Annotated in this window: 29 protein-coding genes; 12 read left to right on the top strand and 17 right to left on the bottom strand. The window is 62.7% G+C overall.

Annotation, left to right across the window (positions count from 1 at the left end; translation table 11 throughout):
* Positions 1-72 precede the first annotated feature (72 nt).
* Positions 73-708 carry a DUF2062 domain-containing protein gene (locus AC1DWZ_RS18450; protein WP_477170398.1) on the bottom strand — a complete coding sequence of 212 codons (636 nt, stop codon included), beginning with the start codon at positions 706-708 and terminating at the stop codon, positions 73-75.
* A 176-nt stretch (positions 709-884) separates the two neighbouring features.
* Here AC1DWZ_RS18450 and AC1DWZ_RS18445 point away from each other — a divergent pair, with 176 nt between their 5' ends.
* The 5 genes from AC1DWZ_RS18445 to AC1DWZ_RS18425 all read left to right on the top strand — a co-directional run bounded on the left by AC1DWZ_RS18445 (position 885) and on the right by AC1DWZ_RS18425 (position 5,740).
* Positions 885-1,286 carry an exodeoxyribonuclease VII small subunit gene (locus AC1DWZ_RS18445; protein ID WP_477170397.1) on the top strand — a complete coding sequence of 134 codons (402 nt, stop codon included), beginning with the start codon at positions 885-887 and terminating at the stop codon, positions 1,284-1,286.
* Positions 1,287-1,367: 81 nt separating this feature from the next.
* A complete protein-coding gene (locus tag AC1DWZ_RS18440; protein WP_477170396.1) occupies positions 1,368-2,252 on the top strand; it encodes a polyprenyl synthetase family protein in 885 nt (294 codons plus the stop codon).
* Between the two features lie 16 nt (positions 2,253-2,268).
* Positions 2,269-3,693, top strand: a complete 1,425-nt coding sequence (locus AC1DWZ_RS18435) for an MATE family efflux transporter (RefSeq protein ID WP_477170395.1) — start codon at positions 2,269-2,271, stop codon at positions 3,691-3,693.
* 11 nt (positions 3,694-3,704) lie between these two features.
* Positions 3,705-4,448, top strand: coding sequence for a TlyA family RNA methyltransferase (locus AC1DWZ_RS18430; RefSeq protein ID WP_477170394.1), 744 nt, complete (start codon positions 3,705-3,707; stop codon positions 4,446-4,448).
* Positions 4,445-5,740 carry a class I SAM-dependent RNA methyltransferase gene (locus AC1DWZ_RS18425; protein ID WP_477170393.1) on the top strand — a complete coding sequence of 432 codons (1,296 nt, stop codon included), beginning with the start codon at positions 4,445-4,447 and terminating at the stop codon, positions 5,738-5,740. The genes AC1DWZ_RS18430 and AC1DWZ_RS18425 overlap by 4 nt, the downstream gene beginning before the upstream one ends.
* Positions 5,741-5,746: 6 nt before the next feature.
* Here AC1DWZ_RS18425 and AC1DWZ_RS18420 read toward each other — a convergent pair whose 3' ends face one another.
* The 5 genes from AC1DWZ_RS18420 to AC1DWZ_RS18400 form a co-directional block, all read right to left on the bottom strand.
* Complete coding sequence (locus AC1DWZ_RS18420; protein WP_477170392.1) at positions 5,747-6,226, bottom strand: PAS domain-containing protein; 480 nt, start codon at positions 6,224-6,226, stop codon at positions 5,747-5,749.
* A 22-nt stretch (positions 6,227-6,248) separates the two neighbouring features.
* Positions 6,249-6,740 (bottom strand): PAS domain-containing protein, encoded by a 492-nt coding sequence (locus AC1DWZ_RS18415; protein ID WP_477170391.1) that lies wholly within the window; start codon positions 6,738-6,740, stop codon positions 6,249-6,251.
* A gap of 136 nt (positions 6,741-6,876) precedes the next feature.
* Positions 6,877-7,968, bottom strand: a complete 1,092-nt coding sequence (gene aroC / locus AC1DWZ_RS18410) for a chorismate synthase (protein WP_477170390.1) — start codon at positions 7,966-7,968, stop codon at positions 6,877-6,879.
* A gap of 16 nt (positions 7,969-7,984) precedes the next feature.
* Positions 7,985-8,827 carry an enoyl-ACP reductase FabI gene (gene fabI / locus AC1DWZ_RS18405; protein WP_477170389.1) on the bottom strand — a complete coding sequence of 281 codons (843 nt, stop codon included), beginning with the start codon at positions 8,825-8,827 and terminating at the stop codon, positions 7,985-7,987.
* 381 nt (positions 8,828-9,208) lie between these two features.
* Complete coding sequence (locus AC1DWZ_RS18400; protein WP_477170388.1) at positions 9,209-9,598, bottom strand: low affinity iron permease family protein; 390 nt, start codon at positions 9,596-9,598, stop codon at positions 9,209-9,211.
* Positions 9,599-9,881: 283 nt separating this feature from the next.
* On the opposite strand from AC1DWZ_RS18400, the gene AC1DWZ_RS18395 reads away from it, so the two are divergent.
* The 4 genes from AC1DWZ_RS18395 (at position 9,882) to AC1DWZ_RS18380 (ending at position 13,439) form a co-directional block, all read left to right on the top strand.
* On the top strand, positions 9,882-10,496 hold the full coding sequence (locus AC1DWZ_RS18395; RefSeq protein ID WP_477170387.1) for a general stress protein: 615 nt from the start codon (positions 9,882-9,884) through the stop codon (positions 10,494-10,496).
* Positions 10,497-10,735: 239 nt separating this feature from the next.
* Complete coding sequence (locus AC1DWZ_RS18390) at positions 10,736-11,758, top strand: diacylglycerol/lipid kinase family protein (RefSeq protein ID WP_477170386.1); 1,023 nt, start codon at positions 10,736-10,738, stop codon at positions 11,756-11,758.
* Positions 11,755-12,651, top strand: a complete 897-nt coding sequence (locus AC1DWZ_RS18385) for an inositol monophosphatase family protein (RefSeq protein ID WP_477170385.1) — start codon at positions 11,755-11,757, stop codon at positions 12,649-12,651. Before AC1DWZ_RS18390 ends, AC1DWZ_RS18385 begins: the two co-directional genes overlap by 4 nt.
* Positions 12,652-12,887: 236 nt before the next feature.
* Positions 12,888-13,439, top strand: coding sequence for a fasciclin domain-containing protein (locus tag AC1DWZ_RS18380; protein ID WP_477170384.1), 552 nt, complete (start codon positions 12,888-12,890; stop codon positions 13,437-13,439).
* 159 nt (positions 13,440-13,598) lie between these two features.
* Here AC1DWZ_RS18380 and AC1DWZ_RS18375 read toward each other — a convergent pair whose 3' ends face one another.
* The 3 genes from AC1DWZ_RS18375 to AC1DWZ_RS18365 all read right to left on the bottom strand — a co-directional run bounded on the left by AC1DWZ_RS18375 (position 13,599) and on the right by AC1DWZ_RS18365 (position 14,942).
* Entirely contained in the window at positions 13,599-13,898 is a 300-nt protein-coding gene (locus AC1DWZ_RS18375; protein ID WP_477170383.1) for a hypothetical protein, read from the bottom strand.
* 1 nt (position 13,899) lies between these two features.
* Complete coding sequence (locus AC1DWZ_RS18370) at positions 13,900-14,211, bottom strand: hypothetical protein (RefSeq protein ID WP_477170382.1); 312 nt, start codon at positions 14,209-14,211, stop codon at positions 13,900-13,902.
* Between the two features lie 119 nt (positions 14,212-14,330).
* The gene (locus AC1DWZ_RS18365) at positions 14,331-14,942 is read right to left on the bottom strand and encodes a CGNR zinc finger domain-containing protein (RefSeq protein WP_477170381.1); all 612 of its coding nucleotides are present in this window, start codon (positions 14,940-14,942) and stop codon (positions 14,331-14,333) included.
* A 48-nt stretch (positions 14,943-14,990) separates the two neighbouring features.
* On the opposite strand from AC1DWZ_RS18365, the gene AC1DWZ_RS18360 reads away from it, so the two are divergent.
* Together AC1DWZ_RS18360 and AC1DWZ_RS18355 are read left to right on the top strand one after the other, a co-directional pair.
* Positions 14,991-15,683: an AzlC family ABC transporter permease gene (locus tag AC1DWZ_RS18360; protein WP_477170380.1), complete on the top strand. Its 693-nt coding sequence runs from the start codon at positions 14,991-14,993 to the stop codon at positions 15,681-15,683.
* Positions 15,667-15,966 carry an AzlD family protein gene (locus tag AC1DWZ_RS18355; protein WP_477170379.1) on the top strand — a complete coding sequence of 100 codons (300 nt, stop codon included), beginning with the start codon at positions 15,667-15,669 and terminating at the stop codon, positions 15,964-15,966. Before AC1DWZ_RS18360 ends, AC1DWZ_RS18355 begins: the two co-directional genes overlap by 17 nt.
* A gap of 148 nt (positions 15,967-16,114) precedes the next feature.
* Here AC1DWZ_RS18355 and AC1DWZ_RS18350 read toward each other — a convergent pair whose 3' ends face one another.
* The 3 genes from AC1DWZ_RS18350 to AC1DWZ_RS18340 all read right to left on the bottom strand — a co-directional run bounded on the left by AC1DWZ_RS18350 (position 16,115) and on the right by AC1DWZ_RS18340 (position 18,055).
* The gene (locus AC1DWZ_RS18350) at positions 16,115-16,441 is read right to left on the bottom strand and encodes a hypothetical protein (protein WP_477170378.1); all 327 of its coding nucleotides are present in this window, start codon (positions 16,439-16,441) and stop codon (positions 16,115-16,117) included.
* Between the two features lie 140 nt (positions 16,442-16,581).
* The gene (locus tag AC1DWZ_RS18345) at positions 16,582-17,193 is read right to left on the bottom strand and encodes a PAS domain-containing protein (protein WP_477170377.1); all 612 of its coding nucleotides are present in this window, start codon (positions 17,191-17,193) and stop codon (positions 16,582-16,584) included.
* A 151-nt stretch (positions 17,194-17,344) separates the two neighbouring features.
* On the bottom strand, positions 17,345-18,055 hold the full coding sequence (locus tag AC1DWZ_RS18340) for an SOS response-associated peptidase (RefSeq protein WP_477170376.1): 711 nt from the start codon (positions 18,053-18,055) through the stop codon (positions 17,345-17,347).
* An 813-nt stretch (positions 18,056-18,868) separates the two neighbouring features.
* Between AC1DWZ_RS18340 and AC1DWZ_RS18335 the strand changes: the two genes are divergently transcribed.
* Positions 18,869-19,198, top strand: coding sequence for a hypothetical protein (locus AC1DWZ_RS18335; protein WP_477170375.1), 330 nt, complete (start codon positions 18,869-18,871; stop codon positions 19,196-19,198).
* A 46-nt stretch (positions 19,199-19,244) separates the two neighbouring features.
* Here the strand turns inward: AC1DWZ_RS18335 and AC1DWZ_RS18330 are convergent, their stop codons facing one another.
* The 5 genes from AC1DWZ_RS18330 to AC1DWZ_RS18310 all read right to left on the bottom strand — a co-directional run bounded on the left by AC1DWZ_RS18330 (position 19,245) and on the right by AC1DWZ_RS18310 (position 23,690).
* Positions 19,245-19,685 (bottom strand): hypothetical protein, encoded by a 441-nt coding sequence (locus AC1DWZ_RS18330; RefSeq protein ID WP_477170374.1) that lies wholly within the window; start codon positions 19,683-19,685, stop codon positions 19,245-19,247.
* Between the two features lie 5 nt (positions 19,686-19,690).
* Positions 19,691-21,256 carry an FAD-dependent oxidoreductase gene (locus AC1DWZ_RS18325; protein ID WP_477170373.1) on the bottom strand — a complete coding sequence of 522 codons (1,566 nt, stop codon included), beginning with the start codon at positions 21,254-21,256 and terminating at the stop codon, positions 19,691-19,693.
* A 243-nt stretch (positions 21,257-21,499) separates the two neighbouring features.
* The gene (locus AC1DWZ_RS18320; protein WP_477170372.1) at positions 21,500-22,036 is read right to left on the bottom strand and encodes a DUF1801 domain-containing protein; all 537 of its coding nucleotides are present in this window, start codon (positions 22,034-22,036) and stop codon (positions 21,500-21,502) included.
* Positions 22,037-22,084: 48 nt separating this feature from the next.
* Positions 22,085-22,738, bottom strand: a complete 654-nt coding sequence (locus AC1DWZ_RS18315) for a glutathione S-transferase family protein (RefSeq protein ID WP_477170371.1) — start codon at positions 22,736-22,738, stop codon at positions 22,085-22,087.
* A gap of 97 nt (positions 22,739-22,835) precedes the next feature.
* Positions 22,836-23,690 (bottom strand): protein-L-isoaspartate O-methyltransferase family protein, encoded by an 855-nt coding sequence (locus AC1DWZ_RS18310; protein WP_477170370.1) that lies wholly within the window; start codon positions 23,688-23,690, stop codon positions 22,836-22,838.
* Positions 23,691-23,707 lie beyond the last annotated feature (17 nt).

Here is a 23,707-nt window from a genome sequence, read left to right as displayed (position 1 = left end):
AGCCATCGCTTATGCCCCCACCCTAACCCTCCCCCTAAAGGGAGAGGGAACAGATCGAAGCATATGGATCCGCTAAGCCTTCAGCGCGTCGATCGCGGCCAGTTCGTCGCGTCTCCGCTGGATGCGTTTTTCGCGGACGTGGCGATAGGCGTGGATGGCTTTGAGGCTCCAGCGATAGCCGAGCCAGCCGCACAGCGCGCCCCAGGGAATGAAGCCCACCCACATGGCGAGCGCCCAATCGAGGAAGAGGAGGCGCGAGATCAGCTTGACCTGGTCCCAGAGGCCAAGCTCGTCATTGACCAGGTCCCGTGACAGCGACACGAAGCGGTCGAAGCCGGAAAGATCGTTCCAATGACCCATCATCACCTGGCCGGTGACGTAGAAGCCATAGAACATGAAGGGCGTGGTGAGCGGGTTGCTGATGAAGGTCCACAGGGCCGCGATGACGACGTTGAAGCCCCAGTTGAAGCGTCGGGCAATGAGCCAGACGGCCAGCACCACGGTCGATTGGCCGATGATCGGCATCAGGCCACAGACCACCCCGACCAGCACGCTGCGGGCGGAATATTCGGCCGGATGCCGCGCACGCAGCAATGGTGTCACCAGGCGATAGCGGATGAAGCGGTTGGCACGGCGGAAAAGGCCGGCGGGACGAGGGCGCGAGGCCGTATTTGCGGTTGATGTAGCTGTGCTGTCGGTCGGTGTCATTTTCTTGGGTCAAATTTCCCTGTAGCGGGCATTTGGCAAGATCGGGGCGCAAATTGCAATCATCGCAAGTCGGGCCCCTACCATCGTCTAGGGTGGCGATTCGCCGGGACCATATTGCCAACCTGCTGAAACAGAACAATTCCCGCCTATTGTCCCAGGCTGGGTCGGTCAGTAGAATGCCCGCCATCGGCGCCGGCGCGGCTGCCTTGCGACAGAAGGCCGCGCCTGCGCCATTTTTGATGGACGGCAGCTCTCCTATCGCATGCCGCTCGTTACAGAAATCTTACCTGGGCAGAGTGTTGGGGCAGGCAATGGCAGACAGTAAATCGGGTGGCGCCAAGCTGCCCGCAGATATTGCTGGAATGAGTTTCGAAGAAGCGTTGGCCGAGTTGCAGGAGCTGGTAAAGCGCCTGGAGCGGGGCGACAACAAGCTCGACGAGGCGATCAACGCCTATGAGCGGGGCGCCGCCCTCAAGCAGCATTGCGAAGCCAAGCTCAAGGAAGCCCAGCTCAAGGTCGAAAAGATCGTGCTGGGGGCCGATGGCAAGCCTCAGGCGGTGCCTGCCAACATCGACTGAGACCCCAACATCGCCAAATCGCCGAATCTCCACCATCGCCAGATCATATCCGTCCAGCATCCCGTTTATTTTGAGGTTCTAGTGTCTATCGAGAACGCCCTGAACGACGCCGCCCTTTCGGTCAATCGCAAGCTCGACGAACTCATCCAGCCGGTGAGCGGTGCCGAAGCCCGGGTCTATGAGGCGATGCGCTATGCGACCATGGTCGGCGGCAAGCGCATCCGTCCCTATCTGCTGATCAACAGCGCCGCCATCTTCAATGTGCATGGCGATTACGCGTTGCGGGCAGCGGCAGCCATCGAGATGCTGCATTGCTACAGCCTGGTGCATGACGATCTCCCTGCCATGGATGACAGCGACCTGCGCCGCGGCAAGCCCACGGCCCACAAGCAGTTCGATGAAGCAACGGCGATCCTGGCCGGTGACGGGCTGCTCACCATGGCGTTCGAGGTGCTGGCCCATCCCGACACCCATCCCGACGGCGGCGTGCGCGCCGAGCTTTGTTATGCGCTCGCTACATCGGGTGGTGCCGCCGGCATGGTTGGCGGGCAGATGATCGACCTGGCTTCTGAAAACCTGCAGCTCGATATCGGCGCCATCACCCATCTGCAGCGCCTCAAGACGGGCGCCATCATTGCCTTCTCCTGCGAAGCCGGCGCCATTCTGGGCCACGCCTCCAAGGAACAGCGTCACGCGTTGATCAATTACGCCCATGATCTGGGCCTCGCCTTCCAGATCGTCGACGATCTTCTGGATGCGGAAGGCGATGCCGCCGAAACCGGCAAGCCGACCGGCGCCGATGCCGCGGCCGGCAAGGCCACCTTCGTCTCGATCCTGGGGCTGGAGCGTGCGCGCCAGCAGGCGCGGATGCTGGGCGACCAGGCCAATGGCCATCTCGACATTTTCGGCCACAAGGCCGATCCCCTGCGCTGGATGACGGAATTCGTCATCAGCCGAAAGAGCTGACGGAGCGCAACAGCCAATGATCGCTCCGGCCGGCTCCCCCGAGGGTGCGCCGGCCGGTAGCCGGGTCCCCCTCTTTGCCGATATCCGCGCCACCATCTGGCTGGCGGCGCCGATCGCAGTCGCCTTGCTGGTCGAAATGGCCATGGGCGTCAGCGAATATGCCATGGCCGGGCGCCTTGGCGCCGCCGCTTTCGCCGCCGGTGGCTTCGGCGCGCAGTTCCTCTATGTCCCGAAGATCCTTGCCATGGGAGCTCTTTACTCGGTGGCCGCCATGGGCTCCCACGCCCACGGTGCCGGCAAGCCTGACGAGTTGCTGCGCATCGTGCGCCAGGGCCTGCGCCTGGCCACCATTCTGGCGCTCCCTGTCATGCTGGTGATGCTGGGTGTCAGTCCGGTGCTGCGCATCTTCGCTGCCCATAATCCCGGATTCGAACTCGACATCGATGCCATCGAGCATCTGATGTGGTGGGGGCTGCCGTCCGTGCTGCCGTTCCTGTGGTTCCAGGTCCTGCGCAGTTTCATCACCGTGCTGGGGAAGCCGATTGCCATCACGCTCATCGGCCTTGCCATCCTGCCGGTCTTCGTCGGCACTCTCTATCTGCTGATGTTCGGCGCCTTCGGCTGGGGCGGCATGGGGGTGCCCGCCATCGGTCTGGCGACAACGGTGATTTACTGGCTGCAGCTGGCCTTGGGCATCTTCTATGTGCGGCGCTTCGAACCCTTTGCCAGCTACAATATCTTTGCCCATCTCCGGGAGCGCGACGGCAAGCTGCTCAAGGAAATGCTGATCGTCGGCGCACCCATCGCCGGCGCCTATCTGTTCGAGACCGGCATGTTCTTCGGCTCGACCGCCGCCATGGCCGGCTTCGGCACCAACGCATTGGCCGCCCATAATATCGTGCTCAATGTCACCAGCATAACCTTCATGATTCCCTATGCGCTTGGCCAGGCGGGGACCGTGCGTGTCGGCTACGCCTTGGGTGCCGGGCGGCCGCAGGATGCGCGCCAGGCCGGCATCCTCGCCATCGCGCTCGCTTTGTTGTGGATGCTGTTCGGCGCGCTCACCATGTGGCTGGCGCCGGTCTGGCTCAGCGGCTTCTATCTCGACCTTAAAGATGCCGGCAACGCGGCGGCACTTGCGGTCGCGGCAACCTTGTTCCCGATCGCCGCCATCTTCCAGTTCTTCGACGGACTGCAAGTGTCGGCGCTGGGTGCCTTGCGTGGCTACAAGGACACCAAGATGCCGATGCTGATCGCCTTCTTTGGCTATTGGGTCATCGGCATCGGCGGCGGCATCACCATGGCCTATGTGCTGGACGTGCGTGGCCCGGGCGTGTGGTGGGGCCTCGCCATCGGCCTCATGACGTCGGGCCTGCTGCTGTTGCTGCGTTTTGCCGTCATCTCCCGCCGCCATCTTCCCGCCCGACCCGCCGGGACGTGATATAAACGCTCATGGCCAAGGAACGTGTCGACAAATTGCTGGTGGACCGGGGTCTCGTCGAAACCCGCGCCAAGGCGCAGGCGCTGATCCTGGCTGGTCTCGTCTACAGCGACACCAAGCGCATCAACAAGGCCGGCGACCAATTGCCGCTCGACGCACCGCTTAATTTGAAGGGACAGGACCATCCCTGGGTCAGTCGCGGTGGCTTGAAGCTCGCCCACGGCATCGCCGTGTTCGACCTGCCGGTGACGGACCGCATCGCCGCCGATATCGGCGCTTCGACCGGTGGCTTTACCGATGTGCTGCTCACAAACGGTGCCGCCAAGGTCTATGCCGTCGATGTCGGGCACGGCCAACTGGCCTGGAAGCTTCGCCAGGATCCGCGCGTGATCGTGCTGGAAAAGACCAATGCCCGCCATCTGACGGCTGAACAGATTCCGGACCCCCTCGATATCGTGGTGTGTGACGCAAGCTTCATCGGCCTGCAGACGGTCCTGCCGGCGGCCCTGGCGCTGACCAAAGCCGACGCCTGGGCTGTGGCGCTCATCAAGCCGCAATTCGAGGTGGGCCCGGCCCTGGTCGGCAAGGGGGGTGTCGTGCGCGATCCCGCCTTGCATGAACAGGTCTGTGCGCGCATTCATGACTGGTTTGCGGGGTTGCCCGGCTGGACTGTGCTCGGTATTTCGGAAAGCCCGATCCTCGGCCCCGAAGGCAACAAGGAATTCCTCATCGCCGCGCGGAAGGGTGTCGCATGATGGCTAAGGCACCGCAACCGACGATCACCGACACTGTCGATCTCACCATCGATACGCTGGGCGCGCAGGGCGACGGCGTCGCGCGCTATCAGGGGGCCCAGGTGTTCGTGGCCTATGCGTTGCCCGGCGAACGCGTTCGCGTCGCCCTCACCGCCAAGGGCAAGGATGCCTTTGCCGGCCGCCTGAAGGAAATCGTGACGCCCGCCCCGAACCGCGTGGTGGCGCCGTGCCCGGTCTTCACGCAATGCGGCGGCTGCCAGATGCAGCATCTGGCACTGCCCGATTACAGCACCTGGAAAAAGGCGCAGGTCGCGGCAACCCTGGCGACGCGCGGTATCACCATGCCGGCGGATGCAACACTCGTCACCACGGAACCCGGCATGCGCCGGCGCGCGGTCTTCGCCGCCACCAAGGACAATGACCAACTGACGCTCGGCTTCCACGAGGCGATGAGCAGCAGCATCGTACCCCTCGACGATTGCCTGGTCCTGACGCCGCCCTTGCGCGCCGCCATCCCGCATCTCCGCGCACTCGCTGCCGCAATCCTCCACAACAAGCAGGCGGCCGACATCCAGGTGACCGAGACGCTGACCGGCCTCGACGTGCTGGTGCTGGCCGATGTGAATCTTGCTGAAGCGCGCCGCCAGCCGGTCATCGCCGTGGCGCGCGCGGCCGATTTTGCGCGGGTGGCGTGGCAACATGGCCGCGCCCAGCCCGAACCTATCTTCATGGAACGTGTGCCGCAGATCCGTTTTGCCGATCAGCTCGTCGATCTGCCCATCGGCGCCTTCCTGCAGCCGAGTGCGGCCGGCGAGGCGGCGCTGGTGGCAGCCGTTGTCGCCGGTGTCGGCAAGGCAAAACGCATCGCCGATCTTTATGCCGGCAGCGGTACCTTCAGCTTTCCGTTGGCCAAGAAGGCGCGCGTGCTCGCGATCGACAGCGCCAAGCCCGCGATCGCGGCCCTCACCAATGGTGCCAATCGCGCGCAGCTGTCCGGCCGCATCGAAACGCTGCCGCGCGATCTCGACCAGTCGCCACTGCCGCCGAATGATTTGAAACCCTTCGATGCCGTGGTGTTCGATCCACCGCGCGCGGGTGCCGAAATGCAGTCGCGCATGCTGGTGAAAAGCCGTGTGCCGACAGTGATCGCGGTCTCCTGCAATCCGGCAAGCTTTGCGCGCGATGCACGGCTGCTGCTGGACGGTGGCTATGATTTGACGTCACTCACCATCCTCGACCAGTTCGTCTGGTCGCATCATGTCGAACTGGTGGCCGTGTTCAAGCGGCGCTGACGGCGCCTATTCCTTGCGCGCAAAGGTGCACAGCACGAAGCCGGTCTCGCCCGCTGTCCGGTCGAAGGGCAAGGCCAGGATTTCCAGGGTCAAATAATCATGGCCGGTGCCGATCGGACTGCCCTCGAAATAGCAGGGTGCCTGGGCCCGGCGTGCCGCGTCATAGACAGAGAACCAGCGCGCGAGATAGGGCTGTTCCAATTCGCTGAGCAGGCGCCGTTCCTGGCGCGATGAGAAATAATAGGCAAATTCGCGGCCGACATATCTGATCAGCATGTCATAGGGGATGGTGGTCACCTCCGGCGCCGCCGGCACGATCTCGGCAAACAGCATCCAGGGCAGCAATGTCGCAAAATCGAGCGGATCGAATTTGGCGCGCAAGGGCAGGGCGCCGTCCTTCGACCAGCTGCGCCACGTCTTTTCCAGATCGCGCAGCGCAGGTGACGCGATGTCCGTTTTGGCCAGCCACTGCATCTCGTCCTGCATGTTCTCTAAGGCACTCTGGCGTTCACAGCAGCAGCTCTTCGGTGCGGGCGAAGCTGCATAGGATGAAGTCGACTTTCTCAGCCTCTTTTGCAAAGGGCAAGGCCAGCATCTCCAGCGCGATATAGTCATAGCCGGTGCCGAACGGGGTGCCCTTGAAGTAGCGCGGCGCCTTCGCCTTCTTCACCGCGTCGGCGACGGTGAACCAGCGTTCGGTATAGGGCGCGCCCACGTCGCTGAGCAGCATGCGCGTCACCGATTGCGCATTGAAATAGCGCGCGAACTCGGTGCCGATGTAGCGGAAATACATGTCATAGGGCCGCGCCTCGTTAGGCTGGTCGACCAGTTCAGCGAGGATCATCCACGGCAGGATGTCGGGGAAGTTCATCGGGTCGAAGCGATCGCGCCGCGGCAGGCCATCCGCCACTGCCCATGCGTTCCATTCCGTCTCCAGCTTGAGGAGGGCTGCTGACTCGATGCCAGCCTTCTTTTTCCATCGCGATTTGTCTGCTTGCATCGGATCCAAAAGGTAAGCATGGCGTGATCAGGAAGGCCGGCGCACCGGCGGGCATCACGTTAACATTCCTTATAGGAATTAATCACCAAATGTTTCCAAATCGGTAAAGAATGTGTCTGCCCTGACGCAGGTCCCTTTAACCTTGGCCGATCTGCCCGCGGTGCCGCAGCAGATGATCGGCGAGCACGATCGCCAGCATCGCTTCACCCACGGGGACGGCCCGGATACCCACACATGGGTCATGGCGGCCGGTGGTCGCCACATCGACCTCTTCGCCCTGCGTGGTGACACCCTTGCGCGGCGTGTTGATCGAACTGGTCGGCTTCACCGCAAAGCGCACCACCACATCCTGCCCGGTCGAGATGCCGCCCAGAATGCCGCCGGCCTTGTTGGAGAGGAACGCGACCTTGCCGTCCTTCATGCGCATCTCATCGGCATTCTCTTCGCCGCTCAGGGCCGCTGCCTCGAAACCGGCGCCGATCTCGACGCCCTTGACCGCATTGATGCTCATCATCGCTGATGCAAGATCCGCATCGAGCTTGCCGTAAAGCGGTGCGCCCAATCCCACCGGCACATTCTTTGCCACCACTTCGATAACGGCGCCGATCGATGAGCCGGACTTGCGAACGCTATCGAGATATTCCTCCCACACGACAGCCGTCGCGGCATCGGGCGACCAGAACGGGTTCTTCTCGACCTCGTCCCAATCCCAGGCGCGCCGGTCGATCTTGTGATGTCCGATCTGCACCAGGGCGCCACGGATCTCGACCGGTGCGGGCAGCAGATGGTCCAGCACCTTGCGCGCGACTGCTCCGGCCGCGACCCGCGAGGCCGTCTCCCGCGCCGATGAACGCCCGCCGCCCCGATAATCGCGGATGCCCTGATATTTGGCCCAATAGGTGTAATCCGCATGGCCCGGGCGGAACTGATCGGCGATCTTGCTGTAATCCTTGCTGCGCTGATCCTCGTTGCGGATGAAGAGCGAGATCGGTGTCCCGGTGGTCTTGCCCTCGAACACGCCGGAGAGGATCTCGACCGTATCCGACTCGCGCCGCTGCGTCACAAAGCGCGACTGGCCGGGCTTGCGGCGATCCAGCCAATGCTGGATTTCCGCAGGCTCGATGGTTATGCCCGGCGGCGTGCCGTCGACCACGCAGCCGATGGCCGGCCCATGGCTTTCGCCCCAGGTGGTGAACCGAAACAGATGCCCGAAAGAATTATGCGACATGTAACGGATGCCGCCTTCAGGAATCGGTCTTCGAGAAATTGCGCAGCATCTCGGTGAGTTCCACCGCCGATTCCGGCCGCAGCATGCCAACGACATTATAGCCGCTATCGACATGATGCAGCTCGCCGGTGACACCGCGCGACAGGTCGGAAACGAAATAGAGGCCGGCACCACCGACATCCTCGATGGTGACGTTGCGCACCAGTGGCGCATTAAGCTCGTTCCAGCGCAGGATCTGCCGGAAATCGCCGATGCCCGATGCAGCCAGCGTCTTGATCGGACCCGCCGAAATCGCATTGACGCGAATGCCGAGTTCGCCCAGATCGGCCGCGAGATAGCGCACCGAACATTCGAGCGCCGCCTTGGCGACACCCATCACATTGTAATGCGGCATCACCCGCTCGGCGCCGAGATAGGTGAGGGTGACCATGGACCCGCCATTGGTCATCAGGTCCTTGGCGCGGTTGGCGACGGCCGTGAAGCTGAAGCAGGAAATGTCCAGCGTGCGCGAAAAATTGCCGCGCGTCGTGTCGACATATTTGCCCTTCAACTCATCCTTGTCGGAAAAGGCAATGGCATGGACCACGAAGTCGAGGCTGCCCCAACGCTCTTTCAGCGTGGCAAAGGTGGCGTCGATACTGGCATCGTCGGTCACGTCGCAGGGCACCACGATGTCGGCGCCGATCGAGGTGGCCAGCGGCTTTACGCGGCGCTCCAGCGCCTCGCCCTGATAGGTGAAGGCCAGTTCCCCGCCCTGCGCCGCCACCGCCTTGGCAATCCCCCAGGCGATCGAGCGGTCATTGGCAACGCCCATGATAAGGCCGCGCTTTCCCGCCATCAGCCCTTTCGAATCACTCATTCAGAAACCCCAATTCCTTGATTTAACAAAGGTTATCGTCGGCATCCTACACCATCGGTGAGGCCGGTCAATTCGCAGGCGCGACATGGGAGATGGGCAAAAACGCCGGGTGGGGCGCAGAAATACCGAGGGTCCATTCAGTTTGTGCCGTTGTTCCCGGAGCCGCCTTTGAACAAGGCCTGGGAACAAGGCATGGCCGGGATCAGCTTCCGCTCCCACATCCGCTCCCCCCATCCCCGCCACCATGGCCCCCTCCACTGTGGCCAGCCTCGCCACTGCCGGCATGCCAGTTGGCACCTGCGGCGCCCACGCCGGTGCAGCCGCTGGCGGCAGTCATGCCACTTTACGTTGCAGGAGCGCATTTGGGCAAGGCGTGCCGATTCACCCCACCTTCTTGGCCGCCTTTCGCTGAGCGACTGTCACGGCCGCCTCGCATTTGGCGCGCAAGTCCTCAAGCTCATCCTCGGTGAGATGTTCGACCCCGATGAAATCGTTACTGGCCGGACGGTGGGAGCGCAGCAATTCATCGAGCTTCACCTGGATCGCCGCGCTGTCGCGGTTCTGGGTATTCTGGATCAGAAACACCATCAGGAAGGTGATGATGGTGGTGCCGGTGTTGATGATCAGCTGCCAGGTGTCGGAGAAGCCGAATAAGGGTCCGCAGGCAGCCCAGATGACGACGATGGCACAGCAGCCGACGAACGTAAGGGGTCGGCCGGTGGCGTGCGCCGTCGCGTTGGCGAACTGCGTGAATTTCTGAGCGATCGACATGATTGCTGCCTGCTGGATGCGTGACGACAGAGCTTGCGAAACGGCAGGTCTAAAACCGGGCACTGGGATTTTCGTTCCGGAACCTGGCCCCGGATTATGGTCCGAGGACTATGTGGCGCCATTTCTCCGAAAAGGCCGTCATGACGCGGATTGCGCGGCGCGCGCTGGAACGCCGGCCGCCTGACGGCATTGGGTCTGGAGATCGGTTCGCCAGGCAGCGCGGCAAGCTGCCCAGAACCAACCAGAACCAAGCTGCCCAGAACTTTGGCCCAGGAGTCGGATCATGACCAAGACCGTCAGCGCGCTCTATGACAATTACGATGATGCCGCCGCAGCGGTGCGGGCATTGGAAGATGCCGGCATTCCGCCGGTGGATATCAGTCTCGTCTCCAACAATGTCGACAAACACTATCCGACGGGGGCCGAGAAAGAGACGGCCGCTGATATCGCGGCCGACGGCGCCGGTGCCGGCTCCCTGGTCGGGGGTGGTGCTGGTCTACTGGCCGGCCTCGGCATCATCGCCATTCCGGGTGTCGGCCCCGTCATTGCCGCTGGCTGGCTGGCGGCAACCGCCGTCGGTGCGGCGGCAGGTGCCATCGCCGGTGCCATCGGTGGCGGCATCGTCGGTGCACTCACCCGTTCTGGCGTCGCAGAAGATGACGCGCATTTCTACGCCGAAGGTGTCCGGCGTGGTGGCAGCCTGGTCTCCGCGCGGGTCGTCGACGATCGCGCGGCCGTCGCCCAGGAAATCCTCGACAGCCACGATCATGTCGATATCAACGCCCGCCGGGAGCTGTTCCGCGACAATGGCTGGCGCCAGTTTGATGAAGAGGGCCGCGCCTACAGCGAAGAAGAATTGCGCCGCGCCCGCCAGGATCCGCGGACCCCAATAATTTAGGGGACCGCGTAACGCGAAGTCGTACGCCCGGTCTTATCGACTGCCAAAGCGTTTCTTAGATTGCGTATCGCGATGTGAGCGGCGCGGCGGAAGATGAGCCGGACGAAGAGGGCGCCTCCCCCGAGAGGCGCCCTCTGCTTTATCAATTCCATATTCGTCATGGTCCGTCTCCGCTCGCCTGCCGTGAATGGATGGGCGCACGTAACGGAACGCAACCGGCATCCGCCTGTTACCTCTTCATGCAGACGCTCCTCATCCACAATGAATCTGCCGGCAACAGCCAGTTGACGAGCGAGGAATTGCTGGCGGCCCTCCAGGCAGGCGGTCTTGTCATCCGCCATTGCAAGCCGCTGGACCCGGCGCTCGATAGCGTTCTCCGTGAACCCAGCGACCTTGTGGTGCTGGCGGGCGGCGATGGGACCATTGCCCGCATCCTCGCCAAGCTGCCACCACTCGAGAATCCCGACCGGAAACGCCATGTCGCCATCGTGCCGCTTGGCACCGCCAACAACATCGCTCAATCGCTTGGCATTCTGAATGCGGCCAATGTCGGGTCGGGGAACGAAATCGTCACCGCCTGGAAGCATGCCGACATCCAGCGCCTCGATGTTGGCGAGGTCACCGGCCCCTGGGGCGCCAATCGCTTTGTCGAAGCCGTCGGTATCGGGCCGCTCGCCCGCACCATTCTGCAATTCAAGACGGAAGGTGTCGCCGCTGCCGACAGTATCCGTCTCGGCCGCGCGGCCTTCCATCATGCGCTGAAAAATGCCGATCCGCTGAAATCGCGCCTCTGGCTCGACAACCAACCGCTGGTGGGCGATCTGCTGCTGGCTGAGGTGATGAATATCCAACATGCCGGCTCACGCGTCCGTTTGGCGCCGTCGGCCGATATCGGCGACGGGTTCTTCGATGTCGTCACCGTCGCCCCCGACCAGCGCGACGAGATGCTGGCATGGGTGGCCGAAGGATCTGACGAGACGCCACCACCGCTGACGGTCAAGCGGGCGCGTGAGGTCGCCATCGATTGGCAGGGCGATCCGCTGCGCATCGATGATTACGCGCCGGTATTTAATGGCCCCGCATTTGATCGCCCCAAATTTGATCGCCCGGCATCCGGTACCTCGGTATCTGGCAGCCGGGCATCCGAAAGCCGGAACGGACACGTGTCGATCCACTTCACACAGCAACAGCTCGATATCCTCGTTCCCTCCCTTGTGGACCAGCAGCCGCTGGCATCCCGTATCACGGTGATTTCATCATGAATATCAGCAGTCTCAAGCGATCCTTGGCCATCGACGAGTTGACGCCGGCAAGCCTGCGCAAAATCGAATCCATGGCCGTAGACCTCGCCAAACTGGCCGGCGCGGAAATCGTCCAGACCCTTGGTCGCACGCTCACCATCCGCTACAAGGCCGCCGATCCAGCCAAGCTGCTCAGCAGTGCCATCCCCGTCGATCTGTGGCGTGACCCGGTCTCCGATGTGGATCACCGGGTCGAGAAGCTCATTCGCGCAAGGCTGGCCGACAAATTCCCCGAGCATGACATCCTCGGCGAAGAGATCAGCGATGCCAGCGGCCGCGAAAACGATTTCGTCTGGGCGGTGGATCCGATCGACGGCACCACGAATTTCATCAATGGCTTTCCCTTGTTCGCGGCCTCGATCGGCGTCCTCTATCGTGGCCGGCCGATTGCGGGCGCCATCTGGTGCTCGGTCAGTCACGCCCTCTACGCCGGCATCTATCACGCCTCGCTCGGTGGCGAACTCTGCTTCGACGGCGAACCGATCGTAGCACGCCTCAATCCCGGTATCCGCCGGCGCCTCGCCGGCGAGCCCCATGCTGTGCCCGATGCCGACCTGCCGTGGGAGATCCGCAAGACCGGCTCGGCCGCCATCGAATGTGCTTTCGTGGCGGCAGGCCTTTTGCGCGTGGCGCGCTTCGAACGGCCCAATATCTGGGATGTGGCCGGCGGCATCGCTCTGGTGCAGGCGGCGGGCGGCGTCGTTGAATCCTATGCCGACCGTGCCTGGCTGCCTTTCACGACGTTTGAAGCCCCCCGCAGCCTCTCGGGCGGCCTGCCGGTGATCCGCAACTGGCACCGCCCGATCATCATCGGCGATGCGGAAGGTGTCGCCCTGCTGCGCGCACAGCATTGAAACTGGTACGCCGTCTTAGGCGCCACCTCCTTAGTCCGTCATCCCCGGGCTTGACCCGGGGATCAAGCAACGCTGCCGTGCTGTTGCTAGCAGATCCCCGGATCAAGTCCGGGGATGACGATCTTGGGCGGATAAAAAATCTTCCTCCACCACGCATCCAAGCCGAAACCGGCCGCGTAGATATCAGCAGTGAAGCAGGGGATTGCTTCACCTGACATCTCACAGAGGAATGTTCCATGAAAGCGAAGATCCTGGGCACGCTGCTCGCGTGCACGATTGCGGCCGGCTGCTCGTCTCATGCCATGGATGCGAACCCGATGGTGGGTGGTGCCGCCATGTACCAGACCAAGAACATTGTCGAGAATGCGGTGAATTCCAAGGATCACACGACCTTGGTCGCTGCCGTGAAGGCCGCCGATCTGGTGGGCACCCTGCAAAGCCCCGGCCCGTTCACCGTCTTTGCGCCGACCAATGCGGCATTCGACAAACTGCCGGCCGGCACGGTTGAAACGCTGGTGAAGCCGGAAAACAAGACGATGCTGACCTCGATCCTGACCTATCACGTGGTGCCCGGCGCCTTGGACGCCAAGACGCTGATGGCCGACATCAAGGCCGGTGGCGGGAAGGCCGAACTCACCACGGTGAATGGCGAAAAATTGACGCTGATGGAAATGGGCAAGAGCATCAGCATCACCGACGCCAAGGGCGACGTCTCCCACGTCACCATCGCCGACGTCCGCCAGTCGAACGGCATCATCCACGTCGTCGATACGGTGCTGTTGCCGTAAGGCACCAATAAGCCTTGGGGCATAAACGGACACAACGCATTCAAGTAAACGCGTCATCCCCGGGCTTGACCCGGGGATCCACACTCGACCATGGCACCAGTGAATCCCCGGGTTTTCGCCCGGGGATGACGCGTCAATGGGGACGGTGCATCCTTGATTCTACTGCGGCTCGGAAAGAGATCCCGCCGGCGGAATAAGTGGCTGCAGTTTTTTCGGATTGGTTTTCGGCACCGCCTGCCCCAGCGCGCGGGGTTTGGCCGGCAATAGCGGTTTCTGTGCTGGCTTGTTGATGATCTCGGCAGCATTGGGGCGGGGATCGAAAGCATTGCTGCAGGCAGTGCGGCGCTGGGCTTGCAGATCGCCGCATTTGGTGCCGCTGGGGTAACCAGTATTATTTTGTGCCGACACCGGTACCGCACCCGCAAGCAGGCAAGCGAGTGCGGCGCCGATGAGTTTCAAGCTATTCCTTCGCGCCCAGGATGTTGCCTTGCGTGTCGACCACGATGTCATAGGTCTCGCCATTGAACAGGGCCGTGCCATGATAGAGCGCATGACGATCGCGCGTCAGGCCGGAGACCTGGGAGTAGCCGGCATTGAGCACCCATAATTTCGCTTCCTGTTCCGTCGGCCCCGCCGCGATCATTGGCTGGTCGCTGGCATTGGCAAGAATGATGTTGGACGGATCGAATCCGTCGCCCGTCACCTCGTCTGCCAGTGCCGGTGCGGCCGCGGCCGCCAACAGGAATGTCGCGAGGATGAGCATCTTGTTCATGGTTGACCTCCTTCGGGGATGCGCTCCCCGCAAAGCGTGTCAGGAGATAAACCCGCTTACGGCAGCCCGGTTCCGAAATAGGTAGATAAGCCTGGGTTAACGCCGATTTCCCTTTGTTTTCAGGCACCCTTTGTTTTCCGTGTGTAGTGCGCCCGCGCCTTGGCGCGGTTGCCGCAATCCTCCATCGAACACCAGAGCCGCGACTGGTTGCGCGTCTCATCCAGGAACAGCCAGCGGCATTGCGGATCGGCGCAACTGCGCGCTTGGTGCCGCTGTGGTGCCGTAAGGAGGGTGAGTGCACTGACGGCGATGGGAAGCAGCGGCAGTCGCAGATCGATCTTCGTTGCCAGCTGTGTCCAGCCCTTGCCTGGGATCACGCGCCCGATCCCGCCCATGTCGCGGGTCACCCGGTCGAGCACCGGCGTCTTCGTGCGCGCTTCAAGGCCAGGATCGAACAGATGTGCCATCTCATGGCGCAGCTTGATGGCATCGTCGAGCACCCGTGCGGCAGCGCCCGCATCCCGGGCGGCTGCCGATCGCAGCGCCCGCTCGGTGGCAGCACTCAATGTCCCCAGCAGCCGGCTCCAGATCAGCAGCTCGCCATAGCTGGTCAGGCGCTCAGCCCGCCGCACCGGATCGCCCCGCCAGGTCACCGTGTTGATGAAATCCAGGCACAGGGCGCCCGCCACGGGCTTGGGCGGTTTCTCGGCATAAGAGGGTTCTTGCAGCATGGGTTCCATCATACTAACCTTCTTGACGGTTAGAAAGAGAGAATCACCATGCCACCCTTCACCCGTCACGGCATCGTCCGCGGCGTCATCCGTGCCCAGCCCTTGGCACTCAGCGTGCTGCTCTATGGCATGATGTTCGGCGTGCTTGCCGCGGCGACCAGGCTTTCGGGACTGGAAGCCCTGATGATGAGCATCCTCATTTATTCCGGCTCGGCGCAGATGGCGGCCCTCCAGGGCTGGTCGGATGCGGCTGGCGCCATCCTGCCCCTCGTCATCACCATCCTCATCATGAACGCCCGCTACCTGCTCTACGGGGCGGCGCTGCGGCCGTGGCTCGGATCCCTCGATCCCGCCCGCGCCTATGTGACGCTCTATTTTCTCGGCGACGGCAATTGGGCTCTCGGCATGAAGGAACATGAAAGCGGCGCCGATGATGCGGGCTTCCTGCTGGGCTCCGGCCTCATCATGTTCGTGGCCTGGATCTCCGGCACACTCGCCGGCCATATGCTGGGCAGCCTGGTGACGCGACCTGAACTCTTCGGTTTCGATTTCCTGCTGGCTGCGTTTTCGGCGGCCCTGATGATGGGCCTCTATCGCGGCCGCCGCGATCTCGCTCCGGCCCTGCTGGCAGGCATCGCTGCCTTGCTGCTCAGTCCCTTTGTCGGCAGCGGCTGGGTCATTGTCGCATCCGGCCTTACCGCCGCCCTTATTGGATATCTCCGCCATGACCACCGATCCTGACTTTCTCCTCGCTCTGCTGGCGATGGGGGCCGCCTCTTATTTCTGCCGCGCCGGCGGCTTTTTTCTCATGCGCTTCGTTGCCATCACGCCGCGCCTGGAAGCGGCCCTCAAGGTGCTGCCGCTCGGCGTCATGATCGGCATCGTGGCGCCGGCAGCAGTCCATGGCGGCATCCCGGAAATCCTCGGTCTGATCGCGGTCGTGGCTCTGATGAAGCTCACCGGCAACGATTTCCTGGCGGCCATCGCCGGCATCGCCATCGTCGCACTCGCGCGACAAATTTGAACAATGGACGAGAGACAGGCTCCACCCTTGATGCGGCAAGGTATGGAACCTGTCTCCGCGACCCCGGCGTCTTTGGATGGGGGGTATACGCCAGGATCTTGTCGCCCTACTCATCTACGCAGGTCCGGGCGTGTTGGATGCCGGTCCCTCAGTGATTGATGCGCGACTTCGGCAGCAGCGGCTGGTTGCTGATGCCGGTCGATCCCTTGTCGAGCCCGGTCGAGCGCGGCGGCAGGAATTCGCTCGGCAAGGGCGAGGTCTTCATATGCGGCGTGTTTCGCTTCTTATTGTGATCCGACCCGCGCAGGCTCGAGCCCGACGGCTCGCGCCCCAGCGGCGGCAGCGACCGGCAATTGGCGACGGCCGAGCCGGTGGCGCAACCCGTGGGATCGCGCAGCGGCCCGCTATCTGCGGCCGCTGGCCATGCAGCGGCCAGCAGCAAAGCGGCGGCAAGGATTGTGGCTCTCATCATCATGGCCCTCTCTGTCCCTTGGGATAGAAATGGCGATGCCGCGGCAAGGTTGCAGGGGCCTCATGATCACGAGAATGTGATCATTCCGATAATGGCATCGAATCAGGGCGTTAGCGCGCCAGCACTGTGAACTGCTTCACCTTCTAGGAATGGCTCTTGGCGAGCCTCAGATGGCCGGCCTCAAAGCCCTGCTTGGTGACGTAATCCTCGATCACCAGGCATTGCGTGATCTGGCCGCCTGCATCCTGCAGCGGACAGATCAGATATTCGACATCGAGCGCCGATTGGTGGGTGACCTGCGCAAAGGCCATGCCGCTGCCCGGCGTCTGCGTCTCGCACACCGATTGATAGGCGCGCAGCAGGTCGCTGGTGCCGCAGATGTCGAAAGCCAGTTCATCGAGAAACGTGCTGGTGAAATCCATGCCGGAGAAATGCGCAACCGCCGTCCCGACCAGCCGGTAATAGACGCGGAACGGCATCCGGTGAATGTCGACAAGCATCACATAGGGCAGCAGCGACTTGATCTCGGCGGGGTCGATGTCCGCACGCCGCGGCAAGGCCCCGTCACGCCGCGAGCGCCAATAGCGATAGAGGGCGGCAAGGCGCGGCGATTGAAAGCTGGCGCTGTCCGGCGTCCCCAGCAGGGCAAAGCGCGCCAGCGCCGTCGTCATCGGCTTGTCGATATCGAGACCAATGCCATCCAACCTGGTCTCGTCCGGCGCGATCTTGTCCGGTGTGCGTGACAGTTCGGCCAAACCTCACCCGATCTCTGTTCAGTGATCCGTCCCAGCTCTGAACCACCGCGTGCGTACAACCAGACATGCGCGCGGCAACCTGTCCCGTAACACCAGGAAGAGTGACGGCGGAAGTGTTAACGCTTGGTAAAGGCCAGCCGCCCCCCGATCGCTACCGGGCGAAGAGATCGCCCATCGGTCCGGCGGGCGGTTCCGGCAATGGAGATGCTGGCGCCAGCAGTTCCGGCCCCTCGTTCCGGACGCTGTTGACCAGCGTCGAGACCACATATTCGCTGAGCGTGTCCTCGGGGGCCGCCTGCATCAGTTCCGCCGCCGCGTCGGCCGTGCCGCCCAGCCATGTGTCGATATCCGGTGCTGCCAGGATCACCGGCATGCGGTCATGGAAGGCTGACATCCATCTGTTGGCACCGGTCACCAGGATGGTGAAGGAGTGCACGGTCTCGGCCTTGTCCGGCGCCGTCCAGGTTTCATGGAGGCCCGCCAGCGCCAGCATCGCCCCATCGCGCCGTGTAAAGAGATGCGGGACCTTGCCGGTTTTGGGCCCCGTCCATTCATAGAACCCGTCGGCCGGGACCACGCAGCGCCGCTTCCTGAAGGCCTCGCGATAGGCCGGCTTCTCGCGCACCGATTCCGCGCGCGCGTTGAAGGTGCTGAACGATGCCTTGCCGTCCTTCGACCAGGCCGGCACGAGGCCCCATTTCTTGATCTCAACATGTCGCCCATCGGCCGCGGGCACGATCACCGCCACATCCTGGGTCGGTGCCACATTATAGCGGGCGGCGAAATTGAGGGGCGGCCCCTTGATGTCGAAAAAGGACATCAACGCCTCCCACGTCCCTTTCTGCACAAACCGGCCGCACATGAAATGCTCGCTCCTTGATCACCTGCCCGCTTGACGACAGCTGCAGCATGCCGGCAGCCGCGCATCAGCTGGCACAATAACCCATCACGCATTTGGGTTGTATGGATGTGGGATGCTCAGCGCCGCATCGCTCATCCGCTGCAGGGTGGCAGCAGAGCGTGCCGGCGGACTCTGCCGACTTGGCGCCTGTCGCTGGAAGGAGCGCGCCTCGCCAGCGCCTACAGCGTAAACAGGGTAATGGCGAGAACACCGCCGCTCAGCACCAGCAGCGAGGCCACGCAAATACCCACCGTCGTCATATTGATCATAACCGTCCCTATCATCCCTGACATGGCGTACGGGCTGTACCCACTCAACCAGACTGAACAAGTTTTCTCGCGACGACTTGTTCCCAGCAATCTTGCCGAAATCTCACAAAACAGTCACCCCGCAAAGCACGCTTCACATAAGTTTGTATGCCATGCATTCACATGTGAGGAAGTCCACACAAACGCGCTGGCGACGCGCTGGCGCTGCAAACCCGACCGCCAGTTCTGTCACACCAGTTCTGTCACAAATGTACAGCCCCGCAAGATTGCGAAAAAATCCAAGACCCTAAAAAAATCGGGGAAAAATAATTTGGACCGGCAAAAGCCCTGCACTTTTGCGGGCTATAGGATTGCTGCGGCCCGCAGAAATCCGCATGCACCCGAAGACTGTTCAAAAAAACGGCGCAAAGCCTGCACAGTTGCGGAAATAAGCGGCCAAGAACCCCGCCCTTGCAGGAGGCACACAGAGGATTGTTCCCGCACACCACATCATGAGTTGCTACCCATGAGTATAAATACCGTATTGCATGCCCCGACAATTTCGCCGACTTTCGCGTTTATGACATGGCACGTCCAATATCGGCAGGATACGGCGCATGAGATCGCGCAGTATCCCAGTCCCGAACAAGCGATCGAAGCAGCTTGCAAACTGATGGATGCGGGCTGCGATGTTTATGGCATCGGCACCGGGCCGCTCACCGACTCGATCGACCGGGATCAGATCGCCCGCATCTATGCCAGTTGGGTACGGGCTAAACATGCCTTCGGCCGGGCACCCATCCCGGTACCGCCCAAAGCGCCCCCCCCCGCTCATAAGCAGCCGCGTCTCGTCTAACTGAAGCACAGGCTGAAACACGGGCCGCCGCGATGTTGCGACCGACTCACGCGGCGGAAGGCTGCGATCTTATCAGATAGGCAAGGCCGCAGAGCTCGGCCTGGAAGGTGCTGAGCCGCCAGCCCGCCACATCCACCACCCGGCCGTGGCGGAAATCGTCGCGCACGATGCTGGTGACAAGATCGCCAAGCTGCCCCGAATCATGCGGGGCTTGTTCGTCCCGCCAGCCGTGGCGCCGCAACCGCGCAGCCAGGTGCTGCGGCAGCATCTCTGCCGTGGCGAAGAAAGCAGGATGGTGCTCCCGCCACGCAGCCCCGATCCGGGCGGCGGCGGGCTGATCGGCCAGCAGCGCCATCAGCTGTGCCGTCGGGTCCATTGCTGCCGGCTGCGTGACATATCGCGGCACGGCGATCGCGGCGCCAACGGCCGACAGCGTACCGATGGCAAGGCCCGCCAATAAGTGCCGGCGCGTGAGATGCCGATTCATCTTCCTCATCCTGCCAGTTTGAGCGACTTGATATGATCCGCAAGGCGCATCCCCAGCGCCACGATGGTCAGCGTCGGGTTGACGGGACCGCCGGTCGGAAATACCGAACTGCCCGCGACATAGAGATTGGAAAGGCCATGTACCCGGCAATTGGCGTCGACGACACCCTGGCCGGGATCGTCAGCCATGCGGGTGGTGCCCATGTGATGATTGCCCCAGCCGATTTCCTCGGTGACCCAATCGTTCCGCTCGGCAAACAGCACGCGCACAATGCCGCCGCCCCAGGCGCCGAAGGCCCGGGCCATGGCATCCATGTTGCGATTGAGATCGCGGTGCTCAAGGGGCGACGGACGCCAATCCAGGATCGTGCGCCGCTGTCCCAGCGCATCGCGGCTGGCCGACAGGGTGATGCGGTTGTGGGGCAAGGGAACCGGTTCAGCAGCGCAGGACGCCCCAAAGATGGTCGGCCGGCGGATCGCGGTCTTGGCCGCGTCCTGCGCGGGTCGCAGCAATTGCAGGATGCCGCTTTCGAGGGCACCCGCCATATCGCCCGTCTCTGATTCACCAGCCCCCATGTCGCCGCCGGTTGCAGCCGGGCGCTGCGGATAGACCGCGATGTTGACGCTGAGCCGCTGTTCCCGCCGCAGATAGGCATCGGACGGCATCAGGATCGCACGCACCGATGCGCCGCCGACGGGTTTTGGTTCATTGTAATAGGCCGGCATGATGTCAGGGTCCGCGACGGCTATGAGGGCGACCTGCCCCGGCACATGCACATGCTCCATGAAAAAACGCCCGACCAGATCACGGCCATTGCCCAACCCATTTTTCTGGACGCTGTCGGACAGGAGCAGCAACCGCGCATTCTCGATGCCGCCACTGGCCAGAATGCACAGGCGCGGCCGGATCTCGAACTGCCGGCCGTCGCTGCCATCACTGTTCAAGGTCGCAACGCGCAACCGCTCGACCCGGGTGGCCGCTTCATTGGGCACGATCTCGGTCACATTGCTGTTGAGATAGGCCGTGATGTTGCCGGCCCCTGCGATATCGCTGCGATAGGTCTCACCGAACCTTGTCGGTGGGCTGTAGAGGAAGAAGCGCGTCACGAAATCATCGCCGGGCAGATCGAGCGGCCGCCAGCCCGTCGACGCACGCCACGCCTCGGCATCGTCGAAGGCACCGGAGCCCAGCTGGCAGATCCGTTGCGCGCGATCGTAATAGGGATCGAGGATGGCCCGCGTGATCGGCCAGCCGGAATGCGGCAGCCAGGGTCGCGCCTCGAAATCGATCGGCGCCAAAGGCCGGCACCAACCGCCCCAATGATTGGTGCTGCCACCGAAATAACGCAGCCGTGCTGCATCCAGCGGATAATCGACGCCCTTGCTCTCGCCTTCGTAGAGCGCCTGCGTCGCATCGTCGAGATCGAACCCGCCACTCTCGATGAGAGCGACGCGGTGCGCGCCGCCAATAAGCTCTCGCGCGATGGTAATCCCGGCAGCCCCCGCACCGATGATCGCGATATCGGTTTCCAGAATGGTGCCGTTGGGAATGCCGCGTCCGTCAATGAACATGTGTCCGCCATATCGATATCAATGCCGCCGCAAGTTGGCGCCCATGACGGCATCAGTTGAATGCGTCAGATGAACGCAGCGGAAAACGCCAGGGTTAAAACCCTGGGTAAAAGCATCGGCGGGGCGGTTGGTTCCTCCATGACAAATTCATGACGGACTGGCGGCGTTGGATCGTCACACGCGTCGAGTTTGGATCCCCATTGCATCATCTGATGGCGGCCGGTCCGTGATGCCGGACATCAATTAGGGTACCCAGCCTGGCAGCGCTGCGGCCTGCTTCACCCAGGCCGCCATCTGCACCTCGTCGAATTTGTCGCCGTCGCGGATATCGATCCAGCGGGCGTCCTTGCTGCGCTCTGTGCCGCCGGGTGGGACCGGCCGCAGCGACGTGCCTTGAAAGAAAGTCACTTTGACGTAATGGGTGAAGACACGGAACGACAGGAACCAGCCCTGGCCCTCGATGCCGTAAAATGGCGAGTTCCATTTCACGGCCTTGCGCACGCTGGGTGCGTTCCGCGCGATGAGTGCGTCGAGGCGCTTGCCCAGATCGCACTTCCAGCCCGGCATCGCCGCGATATAGGCCTGCACCGGCGCATCGCCATCCGCTTTCGCAATCTGTGGGTTGCCGCCAGCGAGAAGGGTCGGCCCAGGAGCGACCCGCTTGGCAACGATCCGCTTGGCAACGACCCGCTTGGCGGCGGCCTTCTTTGCGACCTTCGCCGATTTCTTGAGCGTTTTTTTGACAGCGCGAGATGGTGCTTTGGATGCGGGCTTGCTCATGGATCCATCCTTTTGCAGAGATCGTCGCGTTGATCGAACCGGCCCAAATCAGCCAGCCGGTGGTATGCCGGTGTTAACCGCCAATTGAGCCGCGAAAGCCCGCTTGTAGGCGGGCCGCGCTTCGCCGCGGGCGAGATAGGCGGCGAGGTTCGGGTAGTCGTCCAGAATGCCTGACGATTTCAACCTGAGCAGCACCGACACCATCAACAGGTCGCCCGCGCTGAACCCACCATCGAGCCAGTCGGCACTGCCAAGGCGCGCGGAAAGTTGCGCCAACCGGTCGCGGATGCGACCCTCGACCAGAGGCAGGCGTTCCTTGCTCCAGGGCTTGTCGCTCTCCAGAATTTTGACGGTGACGAGGTCAAGGATCGGCGGCTCCATTGTGTTGAGTGCTGCAAACATCCATGTGATCGCGCGTGCCCGCGCATCGGCACCATCCGGCAGCAGGCCAGCATGGCGCTCGGCGATATGGAAGACGATCGACCCTGTCTCGAACAAAGCGAGGTCGCCTTCCTCATAGGTCGGAATCTGGCCGAAAGGATGCAGCGCCAGATGTGCGGGTTCCTTCATCGCACGAAACGAAACAAGGCGAACCTCGTAGGGTTGGCCGACTTCTTCAAGCGCCCAGCGAACGCGTGTATCACGCGCCAGTCCCCTGCCGCCATCGGGTGACCGTTCAAAGGCCGTCAGGGTGATGGGCATCGTGGGGCTCCTCTTTGGCGAAAACAATTGGCCGCGGAGCCGGCAATCTGTCAAGGCGAACTCACCGAGATTAAAGGCGATCCCTGTGGGTCGCTTTTTACTTCCGTGACAGCCAGAAGCCCGGCCCCTGATACCAGACATCGCTCTTGTCGGCAGCGCGCGGCTTGCCGATATGGAGGGCACGGATCGGCGCCGGGCGCCCGCGCAACGCACGCAAGTGCTGATAGAGGTTGCGCGCGGCGATCTCGTCGCGGCCGCCGACGCAGGGGAAGAAGCCGCAGACACCCAGCGACTCCACCTCGAAGCTGCGGCCACGCCGGATGGCTTTGAGGAAAATGCCCCAGCCATTCTGACCGGTGAGCGGCATCAGCAATCGACCGCCATCCTTGAGGCGTTCAAGCCACGGTTTGGCCGGATGCGTGGCACCGGCGAAAACCACCACCAGATCGACCTCACCCGCGTCATGTTTTGTGCCGTCGCCGTGGACGATCTTGACCTGCTTCCATTGCCCGAGATTGCGGCGCGCCTGTTTGGCGAGGGCTGCTTCATATTCGACTGCAACGACGTTGCCCTTGCGGCCGGTCATCTCAGCCAGGATCGCGGTATAATAGCCGGTGCCGGCACCCACTTGCAGAATGCGCTCGCCCGGCACGACATCGACCGCATCGAACAGCCGCGCCCACAGGCCGGGCTCGCCATTGTTGATGCCCTTCTGCCGGTCGATGGCAATGAGCACGTCATGATAAAGATGCCGCGGATCGGCGTCCGGCGTCTGGTAACGCGCCTGCATGGATTTGGGTGGCAGGATCAACCAGGGCCCGGGGCCGAAGAATTTCTCGCGCGGCACCTTGGCGAAGGCCTTGACCACCGCATCGTTGCGCAGCACGGGCGCTGCCGCGCGCAACTCCTCGGCATAAAAGCGGCGATGATCGGCGAGGCTGAGCTTTGGCATGGGCCTATTCCCGTTGA

This window comes from Dongia sp. P2_B8, from assembly GCF_056404715.1.
The sequence above is the reverse complement of the archived record's forward strand: the minus strand, read 5'-3'. Positions and strand labels throughout refer to the sequence as shown.

Coding starts and splice junctions, on each gene's coding strand:
- AC1DWZ_RS18450 (WP_477170398.1), bottom strand. CDS start 708: ATGACACCGACCGACAGCACAGCTACATCAACCGCAAATACGGCCTCG.
- AC1DWZ_RS18445 (WP_477170397.1), top strand. CDS start 885: ATGCCCGCCATCGGCGCCGGCGCGGCTGCCTTGCGACAGAAGGCCGCG.
- AC1DWZ_RS18435 (WP_477170395.1), top strand. CDS start 2,269: ATGATCGCTCCGGCCGGCTCCCCCGAGGGTGCGCCGGCCGGTAGCCGG.
- AC1DWZ_RS18430 (WP_477170394.1), top strand. CDS start 3,705: ATGGCCAAGGAACGTGTCGACAAATTGCTGGTGGACCGGGGTCTCGTC.
- AC1DWZ_RS18425 (WP_477170393.1), top strand. CDS start 4,445: ATGATGGCTAAGGCACCGCAACCGACGATCACCGACACTGTCGATCTC.
- AC1DWZ_RS18420 (WP_477170392.1), bottom strand. CDS start 6,226: ATGCAGGACGAGATGCAGTGGCTGGCCAAAACGGACATCGCGTCACCT.
- AC1DWZ_RS18415 (WP_477170391.1), bottom strand. CDS start 6,740: ATGCAAGCAGACAAATCGCGATGGAAAAAGAAGGCTGGCATCGAGTCA.
- aroC (WP_477170390.1), bottom strand. CDS start 7,968: ATGTCGCATAATTCTTTCGGGCATCTGTTTCGGTTCACCACCTGGGGC.
- fabI (WP_477170389.1), bottom strand. CDS start 8,827: ATGAGTGATTCGAAAGGGCTGATGGCGGGAAAGCGCGGCCTTATCATG.
- AC1DWZ_RS18400 (WP_477170388.1), bottom strand. CDS start 9,598: ATGTCGATCGCTCAGAAATTCACGCAGTTCGCCAACGCGACGGCGCAC.
- AC1DWZ_RS18395 (WP_477170387.1), top strand. CDS start 9,882: ATGACCAAGACCGTCAGCGCGCTCTATGACAATTACGATGATGCCGCC.
- AC1DWZ_RS18390 (WP_477170386.1), top strand. CDS start 10,736: ATGCAGACGCTCCTCATCCACAATGAATCTGCCGGCAACAGCCAGTTG.
- AC1DWZ_RS18385 (WP_477170385.1), top strand. CDS start 11,755: ATGAATATCAGCAGTCTCAAGCGATCCTTGGCCATCGACGAGTTGACG.
- AC1DWZ_RS18380 (WP_477170384.1), top strand. CDS start 12,888: ATGAAAGCGAAGATCCTGGGCACGCTGCTCGCGTGCACGATTGCGGCC.
- AC1DWZ_RS18370 (WP_477170382.1), bottom strand. CDS start 14,211: ATGAACAAGATGCTCATCCTCGCGACATTCCTGTTGGCGGCCGCGGCC.
- AC1DWZ_RS18365 (WP_477170381.1), bottom strand. CDS start 14,942: ATGCTGCAAGAACCCTCTTATGCCGAGAAACCGCCCAAGCCCGTGGCG.
- AC1DWZ_RS18360 (WP_477170380.1), top strand. CDS start 14,991: ATGCCACCCTTCACCCGTCACGGCATCGTCCGCGGCGTCATCCGTGCC.
- AC1DWZ_RS18355 (WP_477170379.1), top strand. CDS start 15,667: ATGACCACCGATCCTGACTTTCTCCTCGCTCTGCTGGCGATGGGGGCC.
- AC1DWZ_RS18350 (WP_477170378.1), bottom strand. CDS start 16,441: ATGATGATGAGAGCCACAATCCTTGCCGCCGCTTTGCTGCTGGCCGCT.
- AC1DWZ_RS18340 (WP_477170376.1), bottom strand. CDS start 18,055: ATGTGCGGCCGGTTTGTGCAGAAAGGGACGTGGGAGGCGTTGATGTCC.
- AC1DWZ_RS18335 (WP_477170375.1), top strand. CDS start 18,869: ATGAGTATAAATACCGTATTGCATGCCCCGACAATTTCGCCGACTTTC.
- AC1DWZ_RS18330 (WP_477170374.1), bottom strand. CDS start 19,685: ATGAATCGGCATCTCACGCGCCGGCACTTATTGGCGGGCCTTGCCATC.
- AC1DWZ_RS18325 (WP_477170373.1), bottom strand. CDS start 21,256: ATGTTCATTGACGGACGCGGCATTCCCAACGGCACCATTCTGGAAACC.
- AC1DWZ_RS18320 (WP_477170372.1), bottom strand. CDS start 22,036: ATGAGCAAGCCCGCATCCAAAGCACCATCTCGCGCTGTCAAAAAAACG.
- AC1DWZ_RS18315 (WP_477170371.1), bottom strand. CDS start 22,738: ATGCCCATCACCCTGACGGCCTTTGAACGGTCACCCGATGGCGGCAGG.
- AC1DWZ_RS18310 (WP_477170370.1), bottom strand. CDS start 23,690: ATGCCAAAGCTCAGCCTCGCCGATCATCGCCGCTTTTATGCCGAGGAG.